Below are 26,200 nucleotides of genomic sequence, written 5' to 3'. Positions count from 1 at the left end.
CATTACAATTTCAATTCTTATAAAGCTATTGCACATCTAAACCTGAAATACCAACTCCAACAGCATCATCTGCTGTTATCCTTATAATATAATTTCCTGCGTTTACCATAGAACCTGTAGTAGTGGAAATATAATTCCACTTTCCGGGTTTAGCAGGTGTAAAAGTAATTTTTTCATTCTTCATAACTGTACCGTCTGCCATAATTATTTGCAATGTACCGGAAAGATTTTTATCGGCAGGATTAGTATAACGTAGGTTTAAAGAATAAATATCGGCTGCACCGATATTGATATTCCATTCAATAGCCGTTTTATTTTTATTAAAGCTGATGGTTTCTTTTTCATTGATCATTGATCTGATGAGACTATCACCAATTAATTTTGCAGTTGCAGGGCGGTAAGATATAGTTGGCTTAAGGTCGTATGCTGGCTGCATGTTAGTTACAGGTTGCATGCAAAGGATAATATTTGAATTGATATTAATTATCATCGTATCATCTTTCGCAAATCTTTTACGATAAACATTATATTTTGTACCGTTATCTTCATCAGTAATAATTTGAGTGTTGGTATTTTCAAATCCGGTTAACAGGCCAGTGGCTTTTTCACCTTCCTTAATTGACAAAAACAAATCAGTTGAAGAATAAAAATGATGCTGAAATACCCATTCTGCTTCCTTTGATCTTAATTGTATCCAATCGGCACCAAATAAATTTGATGGTAAGGAATTAAATTGAATGGATGCATTTTCAAATTGCTTATCGCCAACATCCAGCCATGACTGCATTCGATATGCACCTGACCTTTTAGTGGCAGTTCTTCTATTTACATTTTCTCCCTTTTTAGCAATAGCAATAGCTGATATTAAAGCCTGCCCCACCTTGCTTTCAGGAAAAGAGATAAGAATTTTTTCGTTAACTGTTCTTACAGTAAATGTTTTTTTAATTACAGTATTTTCACCTACAGCAGCCCAGATATCAAAATCGTCAATAACTACTCTGTTATTTATAGACACATCAAATACTCTCATCCCTTTTGCATTCATCCCCCCAATTCCCAGCCATGGTTCAATAAAATACAACTCTACCAGGTATTCACCGTTCTCTACATCAAAATCAAATTTCAGTTTATCTTTTCCATACCTGAAGCTTTGAAACAATTTCCAATCTTTGCTGTTTTTAATCGGAGCAAAAGTTCTTCGTTGGCTTGCAAAATCTTTTGGCATGCTTTCGAAATCAGTTGTCCATGATGAAAAATTATTTCTATCCGGCCACCAGGTATTTCCGTTTTCATCTTTAACAATGCCGCCACCGCAATTAACTCTTTCTACATATTGATAACCTGTTTTTGGTTTGGTTATGTTCTTTGTATTGGCCAGTAATTTATTGTAGTTAAGAGATGCTGGCAAATGATTCAACACAATCGTATCTCTTGCAACTGTCTTTCCATCAACATAACCCACCGCATACAATACATTGTATTTGATATTCACTTTATCCCATTGAAAATGCGTACCAATCCCTTTTCTTTTTTGCTTACCCAAAGAAACATTGTCAATATCATTAAACAATTCCACTTCATCACAATTAGAATATACGATGATGCTGTCCTTTATTCCCGGTTTCATCCAACGGTTGGGCCAGGTATGAGAAACAATGTACACCATTGGTTCTTTTTCCTTCGGGACATAATTACTTCGGAACATATAATACGCATCAGTGGGTTCTTCCCACGGCGTAAGCAGTCCTTTATAATTCACCGGGCCAATCCTATCCAGTTCTCTTAACCCTTCGCCACCCTGTACTCTCCCGGGATTATCATGCGAAGTGAGTAACCAAAAAAAATGCCCGGCAACACTATCCTTTACACTTTCTGCCAAACGAATTTTTTGTTCCATCAACTGTGTCATTCTGTCTTCACTTAAAATGCCGTTTTGCATAAAGCCCCCTTCGCTATGAAGATCTAAAGTGCGCCATGCACCATATTCGCCAACTAAAATTTGTTTCTTTAAATCATTACCGTATGTAGCGGGATTGCCACCATAAGTACCCGTCCAGTTTTGCGGCACATCCCAGTCTGTTCCTTCGCCACCATTGCAGGTGGTTACCAAACGTTGTGTAGATGCAGTGGGATCAAGTGAACGAATGAGTGCGGTACATTCTGCTGCAAAATCTTTCGGCAGTTTACTTTCATTCTGCAGCCCCCATAAAATTACCGCAGGATCATTTCTTCTTTCAATCACCCATTCTCTCAATAAGGTTTTAAAATTCTCTCTGAATTCTTTTGTATCATACCAGGTATGTGCACTGAATTGTGTCCACCACAAAATTCCTTTTTCATCACATAATTTTCCATACAATAAATTATGTGGCTGGTGGGCATCACGAAAAGCATTGAAGCCTGCAGACTGTACCCATTTCATTCTTGCAATAATTTCTTCATTGCTGAAGGCATGACTGCCGCCCAATAAATGTTCGTATTCGGCAATGCCATTGATGAAAACAGGTTTGCCGTTTAATATAAATTGATGCGATGCTGTTTTAAAATTGATGGTACGAAAACCAAAATCAGTTTCTGTTTTATCAATAACTAAATTATTTTCTTTGATAAGAGAAATAATTTTATAGAGATAAGGATTTTCAACGCTCCATAAATTGGGGTTATCGATAACTATTTTGTTTTGAAGAACAGTAATGGAATCTTTTGCTTTTAAAGATTGCTGTAGCGTAACTTCTTTTACAATTTTACCTGTTACATCTACCAGTTGATTAACTATGGTAACAATTTTATTTTGTAATGAATAGTTTTTAAAAGTAGTGTTGACAGATAATAATGCCTCGTCGTTTTTTATTTCTGCCCATGCATGAATACCAAATGGCTCAATACGCACATCATTAGTAACAATTAAATGTACCGGGCGAAAAATGCCCATTGGTTGAGAACCTTCGGAGAAACCTCTTTCATCGCTGCAGCCGCCGCAAACCCAGGGCAGGTCTTTTATGTTGGCAGGATGACTGGCAAAAACTAAAATCTCATTTGGATATCCATTGGTTTTTAATTTACCAGTAACATCAATGGTAAAAGTTGTTCTTCCGCCTGCATGTTCGCCAATAAAATCTCCGTTAAGATAAATTTTTGCATACGAACCTACGCCTTCAAAATATAAAAAATTGCGGCGGCTTTTATTTTGCTGAACAATTTTTAATACTTTCCTGTACCAGATATCGCCATGTTTATTTCCATGTAATAATCTCCGGTAACCATCATATGCATCTGCATTGTGAGGTAAATTAACTTTTGTAAAATAGTAATTGTTGGTATTGGGAGGAAAAGATTGTAAGTTATTTATCCCGGTGCTGTAAGTCCAATCGTTGTTGAGTAATATATCTTCTCTTATATTTTGTTGGGCGACTGAATGGAACCACAAAGACACGAAGAACACCAGGCAACACAAAGCCTTAGTGAACCTTTGCGCCTTTCTGCCTTTGTGGTTAAAAAAAAAGCTTGTTCCTCCCGAAATAATCGGGACAGGCCAAAAAAAATTATAGTTTATTAAGCGATGCATCAAATTTATAAATTCCGTTTTTAGTTGTTGCAATATTTTTTTCTTTCCCTTTGTAACGCAATAACAAAGGCATTCCTGCTTTTGAAAGTACCGTTACATTTTCCAACTCACCATTCTTCCATTTTATATCAATCACAAACCCACCCCTGGCACAAATACCTTTCACTTCACCGTAGGGTAATGCATCAGGCAATGCAGGAAGAATATCAATGTATTTAGTATGCGATTGCAATAACATTTCACCAATGCCAGCAGCACCACCAAAGTTGCCATCAATCTGAAATGGCGGATGAGCATCAAATAAATTAGGATAACTACCTGCATTACTGCCCGCCGGACTCAGCAACATTTGTATCATTTTAAAAGTATGGTTACCATCTTTAAAACGGGCCCAGCAATTGATCTTCCACCCTAAACTCCATCCGGTAGCAGCATCGCCACGATACAACAATGATTGCCTTGCTGCCTTCATCATTTCGCCATTATCTTCCCAATTAATTTCATTGCCGGGATACATACCCCACAAATGAGAAATATGACGATGTTTATTTGAGGTGTCATCCACATCCTGCATCCATTCCTGCAATTGCCCGTATCGGCCAATTTTATCCGGTGCAATATTTTTGTATTTTTCCTGTAAGGTTTCTCTTAATGTTGCATCAATATTTAATAATTCACTTGCAGTAATCACATTTTTAAATAGTGCTCTTATTATCTGGTGATCCATTGTTGGCCCGGCAACCAATCCCCCTTGTTCGGGTGAATTAGATGGCGCACTGATCAAATATCCTGTTGCAGGATCTTTTACCAAAAATGAATTGAAGAATAAAGCAGCTTGCTTCATTACCGGATAAGCTTTGTTTTTTAAAAAATTTTTATCCTGTGTAAATAAATAATGTTCCCATAAATGCTGGCACAGCCATGCGCCACCTGTTACCCATATACCATGATTGGATGCATTGATGGCTGCAGTGCCACGCCATATATCTGTATTGTGATGCACTGCCCAACCCGGTGCGTTGTAATATTCTTTCGCTGTTTCTTTTCCTGTTTGTGATAATTCTCCAATCATATCAAACAGTGATTGATGCATAGGTGACAGATTCAATAATTCTGCCGGCCAGTAATTCATTTCTGCATTAATGTTGGTAGTGTATTTACTGCCCCATGGCGGCGTTAACAGATCATTCCAGATGCCTTGCAGGTTGGCAGGCCTGGTGCCGGGGCGTGAAGATGCTATCAATAAATATCTTCCATACTGCTGATACAACGCTACAAACGGAGCATCAACTACACCTGATGATGCAAATAATTGAAGGCGCCTGTCAGTTGGTAATATCTCCGCTTCATCTCTACCAAGGTTGATAGAATAAGTATTAAAGTATTCCTGGTATTCTTTTATATGTGCTGCTTTTACCTGGTCGTATGTTTTTGTTGCAATACTTTTTAATGCATTGGTACATGGCACTGCAGGATCTGCAGACACATCTTTGTAATTTTTATAGTTGGTGCCAGCTGTTAAATACAGAGTGGCGTCATCTGCATCTGCAATTACTATTTTATTATTACTGATGTTTAAAGTACCACCGGTGATTTTTATTTGCAAATAACTTTCGCCACGCAATACGCCATTCCGCACTTTAACTGAAAGTGCTATTGTGTTATTATTTATTTTTTGTACCGTAAAATTTTTATGCAGACTGCTCAACGATGCATCAAAACTGATACTGTGTTTTTGTGATGCGGTTAAATGAATAGCCATTACCTGGTTGGGCTGGCTGATAAAATATTCTCTCCTGTAGTCAATATTGTTGAGCGAATAGGATGTTGCAGCTACTGCATTTTTTATATTTAATTCACGTTCGTAATTCGTAGCGCCTGTTGTATTTTTAAATTGCAAAAATAAATCTCCGAATGGCTGATAGCTGGCCTGGTACACTCCTGTAGCAGGCGGGTTATCATCCTGGATAAAATATTTCCATTGGCCATTTAATGAAATTGTATCCGTTTCCTCTACCATGGGATAAATACTAATATGCTTTGTAGTGTCTTTATATCCTGCAATACCGCCTTTATCAAAATAATTGAGTACCTGCACTGCGATCACATTTTTACCTGCATGCAAAAGATTACCTGATACCATGTATTTTCTTGGATCACCATTTTGTTGTGAGCCAACCAATTTTCCATTTACATAAGTGAGATCATAATCTCTTATCCTGTTTAAATCCAACACAAACATTCCTGAATGCGTACCTATCCATGATTCCGGCAATTCAAAACTGGTGCGTAACCATACAGCACCATCTAATCCTTCAAAGCCCACGGCTTCCCAACCATCGTATGAAGGTACCTGCATTGTTTTCCATTTACTATCGTCAAAATTTTCTTCCGCAGGATTTCCATTAATGCCTTTTAATGATAAAATATTTTTAGTCCACACTTCTTTCTTTCCCTCTTCACTTTTAGTACCCATGAATTCCTTTTCTGCCAATGCTTCTGCTTCTTTTTGTTTGCCTGCAAATAATAAATTGCGGATGCTGTCTAAATATTTATACGCACCATGTTTATTATAATCTCTCGGCCCGCCTGTCCATAGTGTTTCTTCATTAAATTGAATACGGTCTTGTTCAATACCGCCGAATACCATGGCACCGATCCTTCCATTACCGAGAGGTAAAGCTTCTGTCCATTTAATGGCAGGTTGTTGATACGACAATTTTAAATTCTGTGCTGATAGAAATTGAGTACATATTATGAATGCACCCACAAGCAGATATTTTATTGTATTTTTTAGCATCATTTAATTTTATCGCAGAGAAAAGGAGATACATGAGGTTTCGCAGAGATACGCTGCGTTAACTCCTTTTCTCTTTTTCTCTGCGTTAGAAAACTCATTTTTTCACTTCATCTCCATATACTACCGTTGCTTCGCCCAATTCATTATTCAATAATTTTACATTTTTAGTTTCAGCACCGTTAACTGCTGCAAATATTTTTGTACCATTAAATGGCCAGCAGTTACGTAATAAAACATCCTGTACATTATTCAGTTTTATTAATGGCACATCAGCAATCGGTTTTGCAGAAGTGAGTCCATCAATATCTATGCGCTGTGTTTTATCCGCCGTTAATGCACTACCGGTTCTGGTATTCACCCTTACATTATGCAATTGAATATCTTTTGCATTTTTAATTACAATACCCGTTTCGGCTTCAAATACACAATCATTTAAACTGATTTCCTGCACCGGCATTTCATCCAGCCCATTAATGTACATGGCTTGTTTTGTATAAGCAGTAATATTGCTCAACCGTATATTTCTGAATTGTGGTGTACGTTCACTCACCGGCTCTGGTGGTACTCTTGAATATTGCATATCCAACACTATAGCCTGTTCTTTTATATTCTTCATTACAATATTATCAACACGTATATCTTCTACAATTCCTCCACGGCCTCTTGTGGTTTTAATTCTTATGCCTCTGTCTGTTCCATCAAATACACAATTAGTGATTACAATCTTTTTAACACCGCCGCTCATTTCACTTCCTATCACCACACCACCATGGCCATTAAGCATAGTGCAATTGGTGATGGTATAATTTTCTGCAGGCATATTTTTCGTTCTGCCCGGTACATCTTTTCCCGATTTAATGGTTATGCAATCATCACCTACACTGATATGGCAATTGGATACATGTACATACTTGCAAGACTCTGCATTGATGCCATCTGTATTCGGTGATTTCGGATTGTCGATCGTTACTCCGTTCACTGTTATGTTTTCGCAAAACTCCGGGTTGATCGTCCAGAAAGGTGAATTAGTTATAGTGATACCTTCTATCAGAATGTTTTTGCAATACATGGGTTGTATAAATGGCGGCCTTAAAAAACCTCTTTTGGTTTGTGCAGAATCATCAGACAGGATAATATTTTTATTAGCCGCATCAAATGCCAATTGCCATTTATTTCTTGGCTGATCTTTTGGAAAACTCAATACATAGTCCCACCATTTTTTTCCGTGCCCGTTTATTTTCCCTCTTCCCTTTATCGTAATATTTTCTACTTTGTAAGCATAGAACAATGGAGAAAAACTTTTAAGATCAACGCCTTCATACCGGCTTTCTACCATTGGCAAATAATCATCAAAGTCATCACTGAAATGTAATTCTGCGCCGGCATCAATAAAAATAACAATATTGCTTTTTAAATGTATCGGGCCGGTTAAATATTTCCCCGCAGGAAAATACACGGTGCCACCACCGGCTTTTGAAGCTGCATCAATAGCTTTGGCAATAGCCACAGTGGCTTTAGCACTGCTGTCTTTTTTTGCACCGTATTTTGTTACGTCGTAAAATTGCTGTGCATGAATTGCAGTTACGTACAAACAGTTAAGTATCAGAATCACTATCCCTTTTTTCATATTCTTATTTTTAACGAAAGTATATTTCTCTATTTTAACCATAAAGACATTAATTAAGGTACCAAGGGGCACAAAGCAAAAAATAAATTCTTTGCGAAGCTTTGTGTACTTTGTGCTTTAGTGGTTTTATTCAAATAACCAATCAATTTCTACTTTAACGCCATCTTCTGTTAAGCCGGCATCATACACCGGAATTATGTCATCATCTTTTACAAAGCCCAGTATTAAGCAAACACCTTTTGCCAATTTTAATTTATTAGCCCCTGCCGGAAAACTATACGTATGAATATTCACCGGCGGCATTCCTTTTATCACCAGGGCATTGGCAATTTTTATTTCTGCCTGGCCGTAATCATTGGCACTGGCATTGGTTTCTAATTCTGGTTCTTTTAAAAAAGTGGTGTCTTTTGAAAACGCTGCTTTCTTTAGCTTGAAAAAACCTACTAACACTTTCACAGGTTTATCAGTAGTGAAATTTATTTCCGTTCCTTTAGACAATTGTTCCTTCCATGATAATTGCAGCCCATTCAATAATTTAATATCGCCGGCAAAGTTTTCCATTTTTAATGCAGTATCCGAAAATATAGTGTGCGAATCATTCACTGCATAAAATTTCAAATCCGCTGGCACAATTTTTACCTCTGCATTTTGCAACCTTTCCTTTAAGCTTGAAGTTTCAACTGCAGCAGTATTTCTTTTGTAAATAGAATCCACCGCATATTTAAATCTTGATAGTTCCTTTTCAAATGGCCCTAACACTTCAGCCCATGTTTTAAAAGTTCCATTCGCACCACGGATAGGAATTTTCCGTTGCTGTGTTTGCATACTGTTGGCATATAAATAAGTGCCTTGCGTTAAAGCAACCAGTTCTTTATAACTGCTAACACTTTTCTCCAGCAATGGCATTGCTTTTTTCAGATCATTAATATCATCAGAATATTTATACCGCAATACATCCAGAGCAGCTGTTGTTTTTTCTGCATAATGATAAGCCATTGCTTTATAACAAAGCATATCATTTTTTATGCGCTTAAATTCTTCTTTATTTTTTTTGATATTTTTTTCAACGGCTGTAATTGCTGCCACAGCTTTATCGCCATGTTGTTTTACTTCACTGATAATCTGTACCGGGGTTTCGCCAATATGCTCTTGCTTTTTCCATTCCTTCTCTGCATACTGTGTAAGCATTTCGCCTTCGGGGCTTTCACCATCATACAACAATGTAAACAAACCATAACGATAAGGATTGATGAGTTGAGTCATCAGCATACCCAATGTTAATGTTTGACGGTTGCCATCAGTAATACCAAAGCGGCGTAATAATTTGGGTGCTATCTCTCCTGATTGTTCGTATGCTTCCAGTATTTTTTTGCCATCTGCATTAGTACATCCAAACTTTACAGCCAATAAATTACTCCAGTAATTGATTTCATCTGCTCTGCTTCTGTTTGCTTTCCATGCATAGCGGCTCCAGGCTTTGTACCATATCCAGTCTCTTTCTATTTGTAACAAACGTTTTCCTCCTTTCACACTGTCGGCACTGTAAGGCCAGTCCCAGTAAGATGCCTGCGGATATAAATGCAAACCATTGCCGCCCATTACCTCATGCATACCAATTACTGATTGCTGAATAAAATCGGGAGCACCATAACGGAAGGGTTCAAGGTTAGCAAGGATATGTACGTTTTCAATCTGCACACTTCCTAAATGACTTAATGTCTGGTGCAGCTTTGCCCATTCGCCTCTTGGCCTTGCATAGGTTAATGCTTCGCCATTAAATTTTGCTTCGGTGTATAAATTTTTATACAGAGGCAATGCAGCTTCCATTACTGATGGTGCATCAGTATCATGTGCTCTTAAAACAATGGGCGGCTCTTCTGTTTTACCTAACGCTTTCATTCCCTCCTGCACACCGGGAATAATTGTTTTGGTAAACCATTCAATATCATCTTTACCTACTCCTTCCATTGCTTCTCCCAAACAAACCATTAAGCCAACATTAGGATATTTTTCTACAAATGCTGCAATTGATTTTCGGGTATAATCTGCAATCAACGGAATGATGGGCCTTTCTCTTTCCTGTGTTTTAATATGATTGTATTCGGCAAATGGTTTGGATACGATGATATTATAAAACATTTGTATCACCCAGATGCCACGCTTATCTGCTTCGGTAGTAATGAAGCGGTACATTGCTTCATTCTTTTTAAAAGTACTATCATCTACTTCAACCGCATAAGGATAATCTTTTAGTTTTACCAATGAAGCAAAGGGATGACCATTCCAGAGATACAAAGAATTCATCCTGTTATCTACCATAGAATCCAACACCTGTAACCATAATTTTTTATTGTAGAACCAGGGAAATGTTTCGGGAGTGTAAGGATATTCATATACATTTCTTCCGGGGAGATAAGTTGATTTTTGTATACCGATGCATTGGCCGCGGAGCACCATTTCGGGACTGTCTACTTTATTAATTTTTTGAGGTAATTTTCCAGCAGCGGTTATTCTATCAGCAAGGTCTAAGCATCCATACAAAATGCCACTTGCACTAAAACCCTGCAGATTAATATTCCCATTTTTTTCAGACTCAATAATGAATGCTTCTTTTGAAGGCATGTGTTTCCTTTCGTATGTTGTAAGCATTTCCGGATACTCTTCAAGTGCTTTAGTTATGTCAATTATAGCAATATTTCGTTTACCAGAACTGACAGGAGATTTTCTATTTACAATAACCTGATACCCTTTTTGGAGTAAAGCCTTCCTAAGTTTTTCTACTCCAAATTCAATTCTTGGAGAATTGAGCTTAAACACATCTATAACTATTTCTTCTCCAGGTATAATTTTATTGTTTTGTGCAACCAGTTTTTCTCCAATCAATATCACTGTAACCAATAAAAACAATATAATTATTCTGAATTTCATCTTATTTATTTGATTACCGCCATCTCATTTAAATATTTTTCCAGCATGGTAAATCCATCTGCACCTACTTTATTTCTATCACCGGCATCATTGGGATTTAAATTATTTTTCTTTTCCCATTCATCAGGCATGCCGTCTTCATCTGTATCTATTGGTGCAACACCATTTTTAAATTCGCCCCAGCCACCTACTGCAGTTGGCGAATCTATTATTCCTGCTTTTCCAAATACGCCCATACCTGTTGCGGTACCTGTTTTGGTTTCATTTACTACTCTTGTATCAACGCCATCTCTTTTAGGAAGTATTGCACCTGCATTTTTTAATACTGCTTCGTAAGCATCTTTTGCATTTTGTTCTGCAATGGGCACATCAATTTTAAACGGTGATTTTGCTTTAACTGATCCTGCTTCTCCGGGCTCAGTCAGATCTAATCCGTCAAAATTATTTTTAGTAAGGCGTTTATCTCCTTCCATTACATTGCCATTCAAATACCATTCAGCGATGCCTTTGGTTTTATCTGCTTCAAATAAAGCATGTACAAATTTTAAAGTGGAAGGTGTTGCCGGACCGGGTTTGTAATAATTGTTGACGATATTTATTTGCGATACGCCACCCGCAATATTTACTTCACCACCATAACAGGCATTGGGGTTGCCCCAGTTGTAGATCACATTGTTCCTGTAATCGATCACCGCCATAGTATCATGTGCCCTTGCACCATCAAAGCGAACTGCACGACTATTTTGGTGTGCAATTAAATTGTGATGATACGTTGCATACTGTCCGCCCCAGACACCACCATAAGAACGATGACCTTTGGCATGTCCGGCTTCGTACAAACCTTCGCTTACAATACACCATTGCACGGTAGTATTTTTGGTATCATACATCGCTGCACATTCTTCGTTGGCCCAGCTAAAACTGCAATGATCTACAATTACATCATGACAGTTTTCCATATCATACCCATACAAACCGGTTTTTAAAGTGCCACCCGGACGTGAACGAATAAAGCGGATAATAATATTGCCATGATTACCTTTTGCAGCGGCTCCATTTAAAATTAAAGATTGATTTTTTAAACAGATGCCATCACCCGGTGCTGTTTGTCCTGCAATAGTCAGGTTAGATCTTTTGATCTGTATTTTAGATTGCAATTCAATAATGCCCGATACTTTAAACATTACCGTCAGTGGTTCTCCGGGAAATTTTTCCAATGCATTCCTGAAACTTCCTTCGCCATCATCATTTAAATTAGTAACGAAAGCCACTTTTCCACCACGGCCTCCTGTTGCATATTTACCAAAACCTTCCGCACCGGGAAAAGCAATTTGCTGAGCATTGATCTGCTGCAGAAAAAAAACAGCAATCACTAAAAATGTATTTTTCACTTTATATACTTTACTTACTTTATAAACTTTATTTACTTACTACTTTACAAAGGAGGAACAACTCCCCCTCTCTCACTACTCTCATACGCCGCTTCCATACACGCCATCGTATGAACACAATCTTCCACACTATTATCAGGTGTTACAATTTTTCCTTCTGCTGCCAGCATCATCTGATCCATACTACCAATAAACGCATGCGGAAACCAACTACCTTCTATCTGCATTTGCTGCCATTGCGGTACTGCGCCTTCTTCTAATAAAATATATTCAAAACTATCTGCTTCGCCACGGGGATAATTAATGAGTGCGCCAAAATTGATGATGACCGCACCTTTGCTGCCTTCTATTTTTATATAAGATTGTTGCTTAGGTGTACCATAATTATGGCAATGATTGGTGAGAATATTTGCCCTTATCATGTCGCCATAATCCATAATGATATTACTGCGTACCGATGCCAGTTGCGGCATTGAAGGATGCTTCGTTGTTTTCGCATACATCGAATTGGGATTGCCCAATAAATTTCTTACCAGGTCGATGTAGTGAATACTGTGGTATAAAATTTCCACTCTTGGCGCAGCCTGTAAAAAATCCCAGATATGCCAGGGCGTATATACATTTACATTCACTTCAATATCATTCAGCTCTCCCAGTAAATTTTTATTGATCAGTTCTTTTGCAGCCAAAATATAAGGCGCATACCGCAATTGGAAATTAATACCCGCCAGCATTTTTTTCTGCTGTGTGAGTTGCAGTATTTTTTTTGCCTCGCTATAATTTTCTCCCATAGGTTTTTGCAACAGCACTGTTGCACCTTGGGGTAATTCATTTAACAAAGCAATGGTTTGTGAACCTGGAACAGCCACATCAAAAATAGCATTGGCAGGTGCATGTGCTACCATATCTGCCACGCTGGTAAATACATGCGGCACATTAAAATTTGCTGCAGTGGCAATCGCTTTTGCATTGTCGATATCATAAATGCCCTGCACATTAAAGCCGGCAATTTTGTAAGCCGGTAAATGTGCCGCATTGATAATACCACCTGCACCGATGATATAAACCGGGTTTATTTTAGACGATTGAGGAATATAGTGCAACATCGATTGTATCTGCTTTCAATTTTATTAATTCTTCTACCCTTATAGCACCAGGCAACTTTATATTACTTTTTATATTTTATCTGCCCTGTATTTACAAACTTCCCAGGTAATTACCATAAGTTAGTAATAATACCGCAGTAATTAATACTAACAGAGCCAACATTAACAAACGTATTGTTTTACTGCCACAGTTTTTCCATTCTTTCATCAACAAACCTGCCACACTGCTGAATAATACCAGCATGATCATGTGAATGGCCCAACTGGTAAATTGATATTTTCCCATACGCACATGCCCAAGGCCATAAAAGAAAAATTGCCCATACCATAAACAACCTGTAAGAATTGCCATGGAATAATTTTTTACCAAACTATTATTACCTGCACTAGCGTACTGGCCAAAAGTTTTTTCTTTATTATGCAAATAGAAACAATACAATAATGTAGTTACAAAAGCACCGGAGTTAGAAAAAATATAGATCACATTGCCCTGGAAATTTGCAGCGCCATACTTTGCAGCAACATCTGCAATGGGTTGTCCCTGGTCTAATGAAAAACCATACAGCGCCGATAATATTCCGGCAAGTATACAAAGTGGCAATCCTTTTGCCAAAGAAAAAGCGGAGGTATTGTTTTGATCTTTCTCCATATCTTTTTCTTTATTACGTCCGGCTAAACCGCATAATGCAATTCCTACAGCTCCTAATGCAATTCCAATTATTAAATACGCAGCACCGTTACTTTTTAATACATCACCCAATGTACCATGTACCAATGGCGGCAACAAAGTGCCCAACACACAACTGATACCAACCGCAATAGCATAGGTTAATGAAAAGCCAACATATCTTATTGCAATACCAAATGCAGTACCGCCAATACCATAAGCCATGCCTAATAAAAAAGATTTTATCATGGCAGCTGATGGCGCTTCCTGTAATACCGTCATTAAATTGGGAATGGTAATGAATGCCATGATAACCGGCAATGCCAGCCAGCAGATAAATGCCTGTGCCAGCCAATAGGTTTGCCAGCTCCAGCCCACTACTTTTTTTTGTGGTGTGTAACACAGCGCAGCACTAGATGCACCTGTAGCATGAAACAATACTCCGTTGATCAATTCCATTTTATTGCTGCGTTGTTTTATAGATTGTAAAAATGCTGTGCGTTGCTGTAAAAAACTTTATCGCTATCAAAAGGATCAAGCAAATCGTTGATCACTTCTTTGTATACATTCCATACCTTAGTATAAGATCCTGCTAATAATGCTACCGGCCAGTCACCACCGCAAAAACACCGGTCTGTTCCAAAATGCTGCAACGCAAAATGTACATAAGGTTTAATATCTGTTGCACTCCAGTTTTCAAAATCACCCGAGGTAGTTCCCAGTCCTGAAATTTTTGCATAGAAATTTTTGTGTTGTGCAGCAACTTTCATCAACTCTCCCCATCTTCCAAACTGCTCTTTAGTTTTTATCGGCGGCTGACTTAAATGATCAAATACCATTTTAAGATCCGGCACTTTTTCTGCCACCGCCAAAGCGGTTTCAATATGTTCCGGTAAAACAGCTACCACATCAAAAGGAATATTTTTTTCTTCCAGTATGCTTAAGCTATCAATTACTGCAGGCTGCAACAACCATTTACTGTCTTGTTCATCATGTATCTGGTGGCGTATGCCTTTACAATATTTTTCCTTTAGTAATTGCACTTCCAATATTTCCAATGTTGCATTAGGATCTTTCAACGGCAACCAGGCCACCACTCCTTTTATCCAGGAGGTTTGATAAGCTGTTTCCAGCATCAGTTGTGTATCTTCTAAATTACTACTGGCCTGTACCAATACGCCATATGAAATACCAGCCTGTTCTCTGCCTTCATTTAATTGTTCAATGTGCCAGGTTTGATTTAAAACAGAGGTATCATTCTGCAACCAGGGGTAAGCTGCCCGCTGCAAATCCCAAACATGTATATGTGTATCAATTATGCGTTGCATCGTTAGGGCTAAAATAAGCTCCGTAATTATTTTTCCTGGAAAATTTTCTCCAGCTCAAATTGCTTGTCAATCGTTTCATTATGTTCGCCCAGTTGCGGTGCTCCTTTATCAGCAACTAATAATTTTCCATCCACCCTTATCGGGCATCTTGTTGTAGTGATAGTAAGACCGTTACTGGTTTTCACTGTAATTTCCATATTCAGCAGTTTATAACCGTCCTGCTGTACCAGTTTATCATAATCCATTACCGGTGCACACCAGATATCTGCTTTTTCCAACACACTTAACCAGAATGCAGCGCTATTAGTAAGCAAATGATCGGCCAGTATTTTTTTTATCTCGTCTCTTTTTTCGAACCAGCTGTTACTATCACTGTATTTACGCAAAGGTTCGCATTGCAATAAGGCCGACAAAGTTAAAATATCACTCATTGCCAAAGCAATATAGCCATCATTTGTTTTGTAAATTCCATAAGGCGCCGCAATGTAGGCATGGGCGCTATTAACCGCACCACGAACCGGCAATTGATTGCCATCATTATAATAAGAAGTGAGTACTTCAAACTGAAAATCGAGAATACTTTCAAACATATTCACCTGCACCAATGCACCATCTCCACTGATGGCTCTTTTATACAGGGTGGCTAAAATACCTTGTGCAATATGTGTGCCCGCCATAATATCCACTACTGCAACACCCATTGGCGTAGGGCTCTCATCATTATTATTACTCAACCAGGTCAATCCGGATGCAGCCTGCAATAACAGATCCTGGCCCGGCAGGTCTTTCCACGGCCCTTCACTGCCATAGCCACTTATTTCGGCATAAATTATTGAAGGGTTGATCTGTTTTACGGTGGCATAATCCAAACCGATACGTTCCATCACACCGGGGCGAAAATTATGCATCATCACATCTGCCTTTGTCAATAATTGTTTTACTTTTTCCAGGTCATCTGCATCTTTTAAATCGGCAGCATAACTTTGTTTATTGCGGTTGATGGCATGAAAAATGGTGGACTCTCCTTCTATCATCACATCCGATACATACAATTGCCTGCAGATATCTCCATTACCGGGCTTCTCAATTTTTATCACCTGCGCACCCATATCTGCAAGCCGCAATGCAGCCGAAGGGCCAGATAAAAACTGGCTGAAATCAACAACAATAATATCTTGTAATAAATTCATGTTTCTCTTTTTGTACCGAACTATATTTCTTTGTTCAACTTCATTGGCAGAGTTTATCCCGAAAGCATTCGGGGCACTCTTCAACAGCAAATCTTTATTGAACTTTAATTATGTTTTGCTAAAAGCACCTGTCGTTCCTAAGGGACTTAAATACCATATTATTTTCTTTCTACCCACCTGCTGTTACTACGGAACATAAAACAAAATCACTCTTTAAAAGTATTTAACGCTATTATTCTGCAATTGAAAAATCTTCTTTTATTTTTTCATTATCGGCTCCTAATTGTGGTGCAGGTTTACCGGCATACAATTTTTTACCGTTAATACGAATGGGGCACCTGGTGGTAAATATTTTTTCATCGCCGGCATAAATCACCTGCTCCATTGCCAATACTTTATACGCTTCATGATTGATCAGTTGCTCCCAATCCAATACTTCCATTGCCCAAAGCCCTTCGTTTTGCAAACGCATCAACCAATGGCTGGTATTTTGTGTAATAATATGTTTTGCTAAAATTTCTTTTATTACATCTCTTTTTGCAAATGCCAGTTCCTGCGAAAAACCTTCCAGCGCTTTACACTCAATAGCGTTAGTAAGCAATTTTATATCCATCATGGCTAAGGCAAGAAATCCATCAGCCGTTTTATAAATGCCATAAGGTGCTCCAAGCAAAGGATGACCGTTATTAATTTTACTTCTTTGCGGTTGCTGATGATTGGTATAGTATGTAGTTAATAATTCAAATTGAAAATCAAGCAAAGATTCCATTAAACTGATCTCAATTAATGCGCCCACATTTCTTTTCTGTCTTCTTATTAATGCGCCTAAAATTCCCTGTACCAATTGTGCACCACATAAAATATCTGCAATAGAGATACCAAATGGCACCGGGCCATTGGTGCCGTTACCGGTTGTAAATGCAAGCCCTGTTATGGATTGTAACAACAGGTCCTGCCCCGGTTTATTCTGCCATGGCCCTTCTTTACCATAACCTGATATTACTGCGTAAATGATCCGTGGATTAATCTGTTGTACCGCTTCATAACCAAAGCCGGCTTTCTCCATTACACCGGGGCGAAAATTATGCATCACCACATCAGCTTTTGCAACCAGTTTTTGTACAATTGCAAGATCTTCTGCATTTTTAAGATCGGCAGTAAAACTTTCTTTATTGCGGTTGATGGTATGAAACAATAAAGAATTATCATCCACCCATAAATTTTTGATGGCCAGTTTCCTTCCGGCATCACCTTTACCCGGCCGCTCAATTTTAATAACCCTTGCCCCCAGGTCAGCCAAACGTAAACCTGCCGAAGGGCCGGAAAGGTATTGACTGAACTCCAGTACCACTACTCCTTTTAAAGGTAAGTTCATCATGCTGCAACAATATTATTTTGGTGAAGCAGGCTCTGCTGGTATATCGTATTCATCTCCTGCAATGCTTTAAGCGGATCTTCATTTTGCATAATACATTTTTGTAAAGGTATTCCTGCATGATCCTGAAAATGCAGGTACCCATTATATCTCGGCCTCACGTACCCGTTTTCCATTACAGGCAATATGTTTTTAAAAAAATCATTCGTTAAATGATTGGCATCGCTATCTGTCCATGCACTGCCATGACCCGGTTGCCCGCCATGCTGTACATATAAAGTACGTTGCATTTCTGCAGATACCACCCACTCTGTAAAATCAACCGCAACAGCACTATGTTTACTAAATGCAGATACGGCCAATCCTGTGCCTCCGATAGTGGTTTGTAATTTATTGTCATTAAAAGTAACCACATCGGCATAATGCAACAGATTTTTTGCATAGCCCGTTCTTGAATAATTGGAGTAACCATATGCAAACGGGCAATACCAGTATTCATCTGTAGTACTCATTAATTCTGCCACTGCAATAGGATTACAATTAAACATTTTTTTATCTAGCAGCGAATACAGTTCTTTCATTGTTTCAATGGCCTGCACGCCTGTAGTGTCATCAATTATTTTGTCTTTGTATTGAAATGGCTTTTGCCCATGAGCAATACAAAAACTGTAAAAGTTCATCAGCAGGTCAATGGGTATTGCAGGCACAGCTACTTTACCAAACCTTGCCAGGGTAAGTACATCATCCCATTTACGAGGCAGCATGATCTTATGCTTCATTAAAAGATCTTTTCTAAAACTTGCTGCAGGCGTTGCAGCATCAATAGCCAATGCCCATTGTTTATTTTTGTAGTTATAACTTTCGTGGGAATACCCTACCGAATTATTTAACTGGTCCTGTAAATATTCCGGTGACAGATACTCATCCAATGGCAATACACAATTGGTTGCCGCAGCACAACCCACCCATGGGTGATCGATTATTAAAAGATCGTATTGCGCTGTTAGTTTTTCAATAGGAAAATCGGCAAACTCCTGTAAGCTTCTCTTTTTCCATTGTATCTCCACGCCAGGGTGCAATTCGCTATAACGCTGCGAAGCGGCCAGCAAAGGAGTAATGCCCCTGCTATGCCCCCATGTTATGCCTTGCAAAATTATCCCTGCCATTTTATGCTTCTTTTTTATTCACCAGTAAAATATGTTCACATACCATTGCTAATTCATTATGCTGATTAAAAGCTTCCACCAGTTCTGTAACCAATCCAAAACCTGGTTTCTTATGATCTTTTTTATCTTTAATGGTAATGGTAACTTTTATCGTATCGCCAATAAAAACCGGTTTGATAAATCGTAATCTTTCATAACCATAGGTCATGGCCACTTCATTTATAACATCGGCAGTAAGCCCAACGGCAATGGTAAAAATTAACGTACCATGTGCAATGCGTTTTTTAAACGGCTGCGTTTTACACCATTCTTCATCCATATGATGAGGAAAAAAATCGCCTGACTGGCCTGCATGAATTACAATATCGGTTTCAGTAACCGTACGCCCTTTAGTTTGGCGAATGTTATTCAGTTCAAATTCTTCAAAATATTTTTTTACAAACATGATAGCGCTGCACCCTGCAGTTTGGTTAATGGTCGTTCTTTGTTAGCTGAAATTGCAGTAGTTGGTGTAATGGGTGGTAGGATTTAATACCTGGGATGCAATACGAAAACAAAATATCATACAGCAATTTTGTCCATCAATTCAACCATTTACAATCGTAAGCCTGCAAAGTTTCCTGATCTTAAAAAACACCTGCAAAACTGAACTTCAAATTAAAAACAAGTAGCCCGGTATTCAATGTAAGGTTTTACTGTAATGATGGCAGATTTTACTATATGAACTATTAAAGAACCAAAGCAATACTCATAACGCATTGGCGCCGCAATATTTCGATATTTATAAGATATACTGTTATTGTTCCAAAACGCAACCATTTTTACTTTGATCACAATCAATCTAATTGCTAACTATTATCATAAAAAACAGTTTTGCCTGCAGGTAATTTTGAAGAAAATTGTTTGTATGGAAAAGATATTACTGGCATTGGATGCTGTAAATCCCAACAAAAATGCGTTGGAATTTGCCTGCTACCTGGGCAGGTTAACCAAATCAAAAATAACGGGGGTGTTTTTAGAAAATATGGAGCCGCAAATAAGGCCGGTAGTGCATCAATTGCACAGCATGACCACCCTGGACTGGCGGGAAAAAGAAAATGCCGATAACCGTAAGGCTAAACAAGAACAGGTGATTGAAAGAAATATTGCCATGTTTAAAGAAAGCTGTATAGCAAGAGATGTGAATTATTATATTCACCTCGATCGTGGTATGCCGTTGCAGGAGTTGGTTGAAGAAAGCCGTTTTGCGGATATTTTAATTACCGATGCTGCATTATCATTGCACCACCAGTTTACAGGTGTGCCATCTGAATTTGTACGCACCCTGCTTAAAACTGCAGAATGCCCGGTGATTATTGCTCCTGAAAAATATGAAGCGCTTAATGAATTGGTATTTACTTATAACGGTGCTGCCTCTTCTGTTTTTGCTATTAAACAATTCACCTATCTTTTTCCGCAACTGTGCAATGCCAAAACCACTATTGTTCAGGTAAATGAAGAAGGAGAATGGAATGGTACCGATAAATTTAAATTTAAAGAGTGGCTTAACGATCATTATACCAATCTGCATTTTGAAGTATTGAAAGGTAATACCGATACTAAATTATTCGACTTCCTGTTTAAGAAAAGAAATATGTTTTTAGTAATGGGCGCTTATGGCCGAAATGGTTTATCTGAATTTTTTAAAAAGAACCCGGCCGATTTTTTAATGAAAGTAGTAACACAACCTATTTTTATTGCGCACTTGTAACTGTACAAACCGGCAACAATAATTTTATGAAGTTCAACAAAGAATGGCACCAGGCTAACCGCATGCCCGAAAAACCTACGCCGCAGCAACGCATACAATGGCATATAGCCCATGCCCAACATTGCCACTGCAGGCCAATGCCTGAATCAATAAAAGCTGAAATAAAAAAGCGAAGCAAAAATAAATTATCATGAAAGGTTTGGATAATCAACTCTACCTGATATTACTTTTAATTTCTAATGGCATTGCCCTATTGCAGGTAATCGCAGCTATAAAATGGCCACAATGGGCAAGGCTTTCATTTTTTTTACTTTTTGCCTGGGCCTGCTGGATGAACTGGACCACATCGCAACAAACTCCTGAGGCATATATTGATTATGCCAATCTTACCTGGAGCCACTGGTACAGTAATTTCATTCATGGCTGGTTTGCAGCGCATATACCATTGGCGGTTGGCGGCATTGCAATATGCCAGGGGTTTATTGCAATAGCCATGTTACTTAAAGGATGGATGTTTAAAACAGGCTGCATCGGTGCCATTGTATTTTTACTCTGCATCGTTCCATTTGGTGTGGGGTCCGGTTTTCCCGCTACAGTTATTATGGCAGTGGCTATGGTTATTCTTCTAAAAAATAACAGCAATACATTTATCTGGCAAAAAAAAGATAACAGGCCATTGTAACGTATCAATTCAGTTATCCGGCTTCACCTCAATTCTTTAAACTGAGTACAATCAAAGTTAGCAGTGATTGCAGTCAGTGTTTCCTGCAATAGTTACAAGTAGTTTCACTATCTAAATTACTTGCTATGAATATGCTCATGACCCCTGAAATACGGGAAATAACAACAGCAGTGCATTACCGCCCTGCAGTATCCATCATCATGCCATTTGAACCCAAAATGGGTTTAAAGAATGAACTGGCCCATTCGCTTAAAATTGTAACCGATCGGGTAGAACAGGAATTGCGTAACAATTATCCTGATGAAATTTACCAGCTGGTGATACAAAAATTAAGAGCGCTGATTAAAAATCTCAACTACAACACTCATAAAAAAAGTATCGCTATTTATGTGTCACCCGTTTTTGAAAAAGTACTCTATCTTGATATTCCCGTTGAAGAAAAAACAATCATTGATGAATCATTTGAGATACGTGACCTGGTATATAGCAAGAAACAATTGCATAAATACCTCGTGCTGTTATTAAGCGGAAAAGAAAGCCAGGTGTACCTGGGCAACGCCGACAGTTTTGTAAAAATTGCTTCTAATGTACCTGAAGCCATGTATGGAAATATAAATGATACCGCAGACAAAGTAGCCAATTTTGCTGCTACTGCCGAATACAAAGAAATACAAATGGAAAAATTCCTGCATCATATAGATCATGTGCTGGACAATATTTTAAATGCTTATCATTTGCCGCTTTTTGTTTTGGGTACTAAAAGAGTACTGGGGCATTTTAATAGTCTTACCAAACACAAAGCCGCAGTAGTTGAATATATCTATGGCAATTATGAAGAAGCCAGCTTACCCAGGCTAAGGGAAATTTTACTGCCTTATATCGCCAACTGGAAAAAGATAAAACAAAAAGATATACTGAACCAACTGGAAGAAGCTGCCGGCGAAAAAAAACTGGCTTATGGCATGCAGGATGTTTGGCGTGAAGCCATGAGCCTGAAAGGAAAGCTATTAATTGTAGAAAAAGATTTTATGTATCCTGCAGAACATGGTGGCAGCGAGGATGTGATTTACCAGGCAGATGAACGCTTCAATAAATTTTCTTACATCAAGGATGCCGTTGATGATGTGATGGAAAAAGTATTGAAAAAAGGTGGCGATGTGGAGTTTGTTGATAAAGATGTTTTGAAAAATTACCAGCAGATAGCACTGATCAAATATTATTAACGGCAACGCTATAAAAAAATTAAGATGGACAGGTTAAAAAACAAAGTAGTGATCATTACCGGTGCAGCAGGTGGCATGGGTGCCGCTGAAGCAAAATTGTTTGCACAGCAAGGAGCCAAAGTGATGGCCACAGATATACAGGAGGAGAAATTAGAACAATGGGTATTGCAGGCAAAAGAAGAAGGATTAACCATTGATTACCTGAAACATGATGTAACCAGCGAAACAGACTGGCAACTGGTGGTCAACAAAACAATTGCCTTATATGCAAAGATTGATGTGCTAGTAAATAACGCAGGCATATTCCCGGGTTTTATGGATGGAGAACAAACCAGTAAAGAACTTTGGGATAAAGTTATTGCGATCAATCTGACTGGCCCGTTCTTAGGATGCAAAGCCTGCATCCCTTACCTGAAAAAAGCAGGCGGTGGTTCCATTGTAAATATTGCTTCCATTGCAGGTTTGGTGGGAGGTAACGGCGTAGCCTACTCGTCTTCAAAAGGTGGTTTACGTTTATTGAGTAAAGACCTTGCTGTTACATTGGCAAAACATAAGATAAGGGTAAATACTATTTGCCCCGGAGCAGTGCTCACGCCCATGACGGAAAATGTTTTGCAACTGCCGGGCATGGATGAAACCATCAAAAACATGTCGCCGCAGGCAAGAGTTGCAGATGCTATAGAAATTGCCTGGGGTGCCTTGTACCTGGCTTCAGATGAATCTTTATTTGTCACTGGCACAGATATCACTATTGATGGTGGCGCTGTAGCAAGATAAAATCCAGGCCACTTCTCCATTTGCTATAATAAAAATTGCCGGCTTAATAACCGGCAATTTTTTATTGCAAACATCTTGCCAGGCCAATTCAATTTTTACCAATCGTTTTTTGTTTCCATTATCATCATTGCTACATTAATAATGAGGCCGGATAAAAATCCAGCCCCGTTATATGACCCAATATCCTATGAAAAACTTAATTAAAAATAGCAACCTCATCACTGCTTCGCAATAGTAATCATCAACGTTTCCGATGATTGAGGTCATTAAAAAAACGCATGCTTTGATCATCATCACTGCAAATGATGAGTACTGTCATTTGTATGGAGTGGCAGTTACTTTATCTTACATACAGTTCTCACAATTAAAATATTTTTTATGAACAACACTGGTAAAATATTAACCGCTGTTGCAGCAGGTGTTGCAGCAGGTGCAATTTTAGGTATTCTATTCGCTCCCGATAAAGGCAGCGAAACAAGACGAAAAATAAATGAACAGGGAAAGAAAATTGCTCATAATGTAAAAGACAGTTTTGAAAAAGGAAAAGAAAAGCTGAACGGGTTAAAAGAAGATATCGCAAAAACAGTAAGAGAAAAAGCAGAAGAATTTGCCTGAGTAATATCACTACAGCGTTTTGTGATCAGTAAAAAAACTAACATGGAAAAGGCATTTGCCAAAGCAGAAGAGCTGGCCGGTACAATTAAAGAATATATTAACACCACTATTGAGTCAGCAAAATTAAATGCAGCAGAAAAAAGTTCTGCCCTTATTGCCAATACAATGGCCAGGGTACTTGCTGCAATGGTGTTTATATTCTTTATTGTATTTGCCGGCATTGCCCTGGCTTTAGGCCTTGGTGAATGGCTGAATAAAACATGGGCAGGTTTTTTAATTGTTGCCTTTTTGTATTTACTGCTCGGTGTGCTGCTGTGGACGGCAAGAGAAAAATTACTACGCCTGCCTATTATGAATGCCTTTATCAAACAATTATTTAAGGCCGTAGAAGATGAGGAAAATTAAAAATATCAAACAACTACTGCAGGAAAAGCAACGGATAAAACTACAGCAGCAAGAACTGGAAAGGAAACTACAATACCAATGGGAAGAATTAAAAGAGTGTGCGAAACCTTCCTCTATTGCAGCAAATACTTTTAGTGCGGTACTTAGAAATACAATAGAAAATAAATCCGGTAACCAGAACTTATTGAAAAATATTTTTTCCTTTGGTGCTACAATACTTACTGATAAACTTGCAGAAAAAGCCGGAGAAAAGATCAGTCATCTCTTTCAAAAAAAACAGGCAGGCCGGTAACCCAGATGCATGTATTTTAAATCAACAATACAAACCCCTCCCCTGTAATTGCCATTTTGAAATTACTTCCGGGCCTGTTCGGGCCAACAATCATTCCTGCCTGTTAACTCTCATAATACTACCTGACAGCAGTCATAAACTATAAGCCAATTTGTGCATAGCTTATCACCCGATTTGAGTTGTAAACAGTAGGTGATTGAGGCGTTGTAACTAACACAGGATTATCTTATAAAAATACCAGGATGAAAAAGATATTGCTAATTGAAGACAATGATGATATCCGCAGCAACACAGCAGAAATACTGGAGTTATCCAACTACAAAGTATTAGTGGCTGAAAATGGAAAAATTGGTGTGGAAAAAGCGATAGAACATATGCCCGACCTCATCATTTGTGATATTATGATGCCAATACTTGATGGCTATGGTGTGCTGCACGCAGTTCACAAAAATGAAGCCATAAAAAATACCCCTTTTATTTTTTTGACAGCAAAAACAGAACGTGCTGATTTTAGAAAAGGAATGGAAATGGGTGCTGATGATTATATCACAAAACCATTTAGCGGAACAGAATTATTAAATGCTGTAGAAAGCAGGATCAGGAAAATTGATATGCTGAAACAAGATCTGCAGCCCGGCCTTGGTGGTGTGCAGCATCTGCTGGAGACATCATTTGGAAAAGATGCCGTGAAAGATTTTATTGAAGGGCGCAATACCAATATTTATAAAAAGAAACAGATCATTTACTCCGAAGGTAACCATCCCAACAGGTTGTATTTTATTGTAAAGGGAAAAGTGAAAGTATACAAAATTAATGATGATGGTAAAGAACTGGTTACTGATCTTTTTAGTGCCGGCGATTTTTTAGGGTATGTGGCGCTGATGGAAGAAGCGCCTTATAAAGATACTGCCAAAGCACTTGAAGATACAGAAATAGCCGTGATACCCAAAGAAGATTTTGATGAACTGATCAACAAGAATCCACAGGTAATGAAAAAATTTGTACAACTGCTGGCAAAAAATATTTCTGAAAAAGAAAGTCACCTGGTGGGCCTTGCGTACAATTCGCTACGCAAAAAAGTAGCCGAAGCATTGATTATGCTGCAAAAGAAATACCAGGAAGAACAAAAAACCGAAAACTTTGTAATAGATATGAACAGGGAAAGCCTTGCTTCAATTGCCGGCACAGCCAAAGAATCATTGATTCGCACATTGAGTGATTTTAGAAATGAAAAACTGATAGCAATAAAAAGCGATGGGGGTATCAGTATACTGAATCAAAAAAAACTGGAACAATTACTGAATTAATTACAG

General features: G+C 38.3%; 21 protein-coding genes. 9 read left to right on the top strand and 12 right to left on the bottom strand.

What is annotated here, in order from left to right; genetic code table 11:
• Positions 1-25: 25 nt before the first annotated feature.
• The 12 genes from ACQ334_RS04325 to ACQ334_RS04270 all read right to left on the bottom strand — a co-directional run bounded on the left by ACQ334_RS04325 (position 26) and on the right by ACQ334_RS04270 (position 19,588).
• Positions 26-3,433, bottom strand: a complete 3,408-nt coding sequence (locus tag ACQ334_RS04325; protein WP_430987249.1) for a malectin domain-containing carbohydrate-binding protein — start codon at positions 3,431-3,433, stop codon at positions 26-28.
• A 109-nt stretch (positions 3,434-3,542) separates the two neighbouring features.
• Positions 3,543-6,284, bottom strand: a complete 2,742-nt coding sequence (locus ACQ334_RS04320) for a glycosyl hydrolase family 95 catalytic domain-containing protein (protein WP_430986936.1) — start codon at positions 6,282-6,284, stop codon at positions 3,543-3,545.
• Positions 6,285-6,459: 175 nt separating this feature from the next.
• On the bottom strand, positions 6,460-7,992 hold the full coding sequence (locus ACQ334_RS04315; protein ID WP_430986935.1) for a glycoside hydrolase family 28 protein: 1,533 nt from the start codon (positions 7,990-7,992) through the stop codon (positions 6,460-6,462).
• 126 nt (positions 7,993-8,118) lie between these two features.
• Positions 8,119-10,920, bottom strand: a complete 2,802-nt coding sequence (locus ACQ334_RS04310) for an alpha-d-galacturonidase (protein WP_430986934.1) — start codon at positions 10,918-10,920, stop codon at positions 8,119-8,121.
• Positions 10,921-10,925: 5 nt separating this feature from the next.
• Entirely contained in the window at positions 10,926-12,311 is a 1,386-nt protein-coding gene (locus tag ACQ334_RS04305) for a pectate lyase (RefSeq protein ID WP_430986933.1), read from the bottom strand.
• A gap of 44 nt (positions 12,312-12,355) precedes the next feature.
• On the bottom strand, positions 12,356-13,417 hold the full coding sequence (locus ACQ334_RS04300; RefSeq protein WP_430986932.1) for a Gfo/Idh/MocA family protein: 1,062 nt from the start codon (positions 13,415-13,417) through the stop codon (positions 12,356-12,358).
• 91 nt (positions 13,418-13,508) lie between these two features.
• The gene (locus tag ACQ334_RS04295) at positions 13,509-14,543 is read right to left on the bottom strand and encodes an L-rhamnose/proton symporter RhaT (protein ID WP_430986931.1); all 1,035 of its coding nucleotides are present in this window, start codon (positions 14,541-14,543) and stop codon (positions 13,509-13,511) included.
• 17 nt (positions 14,544-14,560) lie between these two features.
• A complete protein-coding gene (locus ACQ334_RS04290; protein WP_430986930.1) occupies positions 14,561-15,412 on the bottom strand; it encodes an amidohydrolase family protein in 852 nt (283 codons plus the stop codon).
• 26 nt (positions 15,413-15,438) lie between these two features.
• The gene (locus ACQ334_RS04285; protein WP_430986929.1) at positions 15,439-16,602 is read right to left on the bottom strand and encodes a CaiB/BaiF CoA transferase family protein; all 1,164 of its coding nucleotides are present in this window, start codon (positions 16,600-16,602) and stop codon (positions 15,439-15,441) included.
• A gap of 232 nt (positions 16,603-16,834) precedes the next feature.
• Entirely contained in the window at positions 16,835-17,980 is a 1,146-nt protein-coding gene (locus ACQ334_RS04280; protein WP_430986928.1) for a CaiB/BaiF CoA transferase family protein, read from the bottom strand.
• The gene (locus ACQ334_RS04275; RefSeq protein ID WP_430986927.1) at positions 17,977-19,143 is read right to left on the bottom strand and encodes an extracellular solute-binding protein; all 1,167 of its coding nucleotides are present in this window, start codon (positions 19,141-19,143) and stop codon (positions 17,977-17,979) included. The genes ACQ334_RS04280 and ACQ334_RS04275 overlap by 4 nt, the downstream gene beginning before the upstream one ends.
• A 1-nt stretch (position 19,144) precedes the next feature.
• A complete protein-coding gene (locus ACQ334_RS04270) occupies positions 19,145-19,588 on the bottom strand; it encodes a MaoC family dehydratase (RefSeq protein WP_430986926.1) in 444 nt (147 codons plus the stop codon).
• A 462-nt stretch (positions 19,589-20,050) separates the two neighbouring features.
• Between ACQ334_RS04270 and ACQ334_RS04265 the strand changes: the two genes are divergently transcribed.
• From ACQ334_RS04265 to ACQ334_RS04225, 9 genes are all read left to right on the top strand, one after another.
• Positions 20,051-20,893 carry a universal stress protein gene (locus ACQ334_RS04265; RefSeq protein WP_430986925.1) on the top strand — a complete coding sequence of 281 codons (843 nt, stop codon included), beginning with the start codon at positions 20,051-20,053 and terminating at the stop codon, positions 20,891-20,893.
• A 26-nt stretch (positions 20,894-20,919) separates the two neighbouring features.
• Positions 20,920-21,087 (top strand): hypothetical protein, encoded by a 168-nt coding sequence (locus ACQ334_RS04260; RefSeq protein ID WP_430986924.1) that lies wholly within the window; start codon positions 20,920-20,922, stop codon positions 21,085-21,087.
• Positions 21,084-21,575, top strand: coding sequence for a hypothetical protein (locus ACQ334_RS04255; RefSeq protein ID WP_430986923.1), 492 nt, complete (start codon positions 21,084-21,086; stop codon positions 21,573-21,575). The genes ACQ334_RS04260 and ACQ334_RS04255 overlap by 4 nt, the downstream gene beginning before the upstream one ends.
• A gap of 125 nt (positions 21,576-21,700) precedes the next feature.
• The gene (locus tag ACQ334_RS04250) at positions 21,701-22,798 is read left to right on the top strand and encodes a hypothetical protein (protein ID WP_430986922.1); all 1,098 of its coding nucleotides are present in this window, start codon (positions 21,701-21,703) and stop codon (positions 22,796-22,798) included.
• Positions 22,799-22,822: 24 nt separating this feature from the next.
• On the top strand, positions 22,823-23,575 hold the full coding sequence (locus ACQ334_RS04245) for an SDR family NAD(P)-dependent oxidoreductase (RefSeq protein ID WP_430986921.1): 753 nt from the start codon (positions 22,823-22,825) through the stop codon (positions 23,573-23,575).
• Positions 23,576-23,953: 378 nt separating this feature from the next.
• The gene (locus ACQ334_RS04240; RefSeq protein WP_430986920.1) at positions 23,954-24,190 is read left to right on the top strand and encodes a YtxH domain-containing protein; all 237 of its coding nucleotides are present in this window, start codon (positions 23,954-23,956) and stop codon (positions 24,188-24,190) included.
• A gap of 42 nt (positions 24,191-24,232) precedes the next feature.
• Positions 24,233-24,595 carry a phage holin family protein gene (locus ACQ334_RS04235; RefSeq protein WP_430986919.1) on the top strand — a complete coding sequence of 121 codons (363 nt, stop codon included), beginning with the start codon at positions 24,233-24,235 and terminating at the stop codon, positions 24,593-24,595.
• A complete protein-coding gene (locus tag ACQ334_RS04230) occupies positions 24,582-24,887 on the top strand; it encodes a hypothetical protein (RefSeq protein WP_430986918.1) in 306 nt (101 codons plus the stop codon). The genes ACQ334_RS04235 and ACQ334_RS04230 overlap by 14 nt, the downstream gene beginning before the upstream one ends.
• Before the next feature lie 242 nt (positions 24,888-25,129).
• The gene (locus tag ACQ334_RS04225) at positions 25,130-26,194 is read left to right on the top strand and encodes a response regulator (protein WP_430986917.1); all 1,065 of its coding nucleotides are present in this window, start codon (positions 25,130-25,132) and stop codon (positions 26,192-26,194) included.
• The last annotated feature ends 6 nt before the right edge of the window (positions 26,195-26,200 follow it).

This window comes from Ferruginibacter sp. SUN106 (genome assembly GCF_050611765.1).
Lineage (GTDB): Bacteria > Bacteroidota > Bacteroidia > Chitinophagales > Chitinophagaceae > Ferruginibacter.
This window is presented reverse-complemented; position numbering and strand designations above follow the sequence as displayed.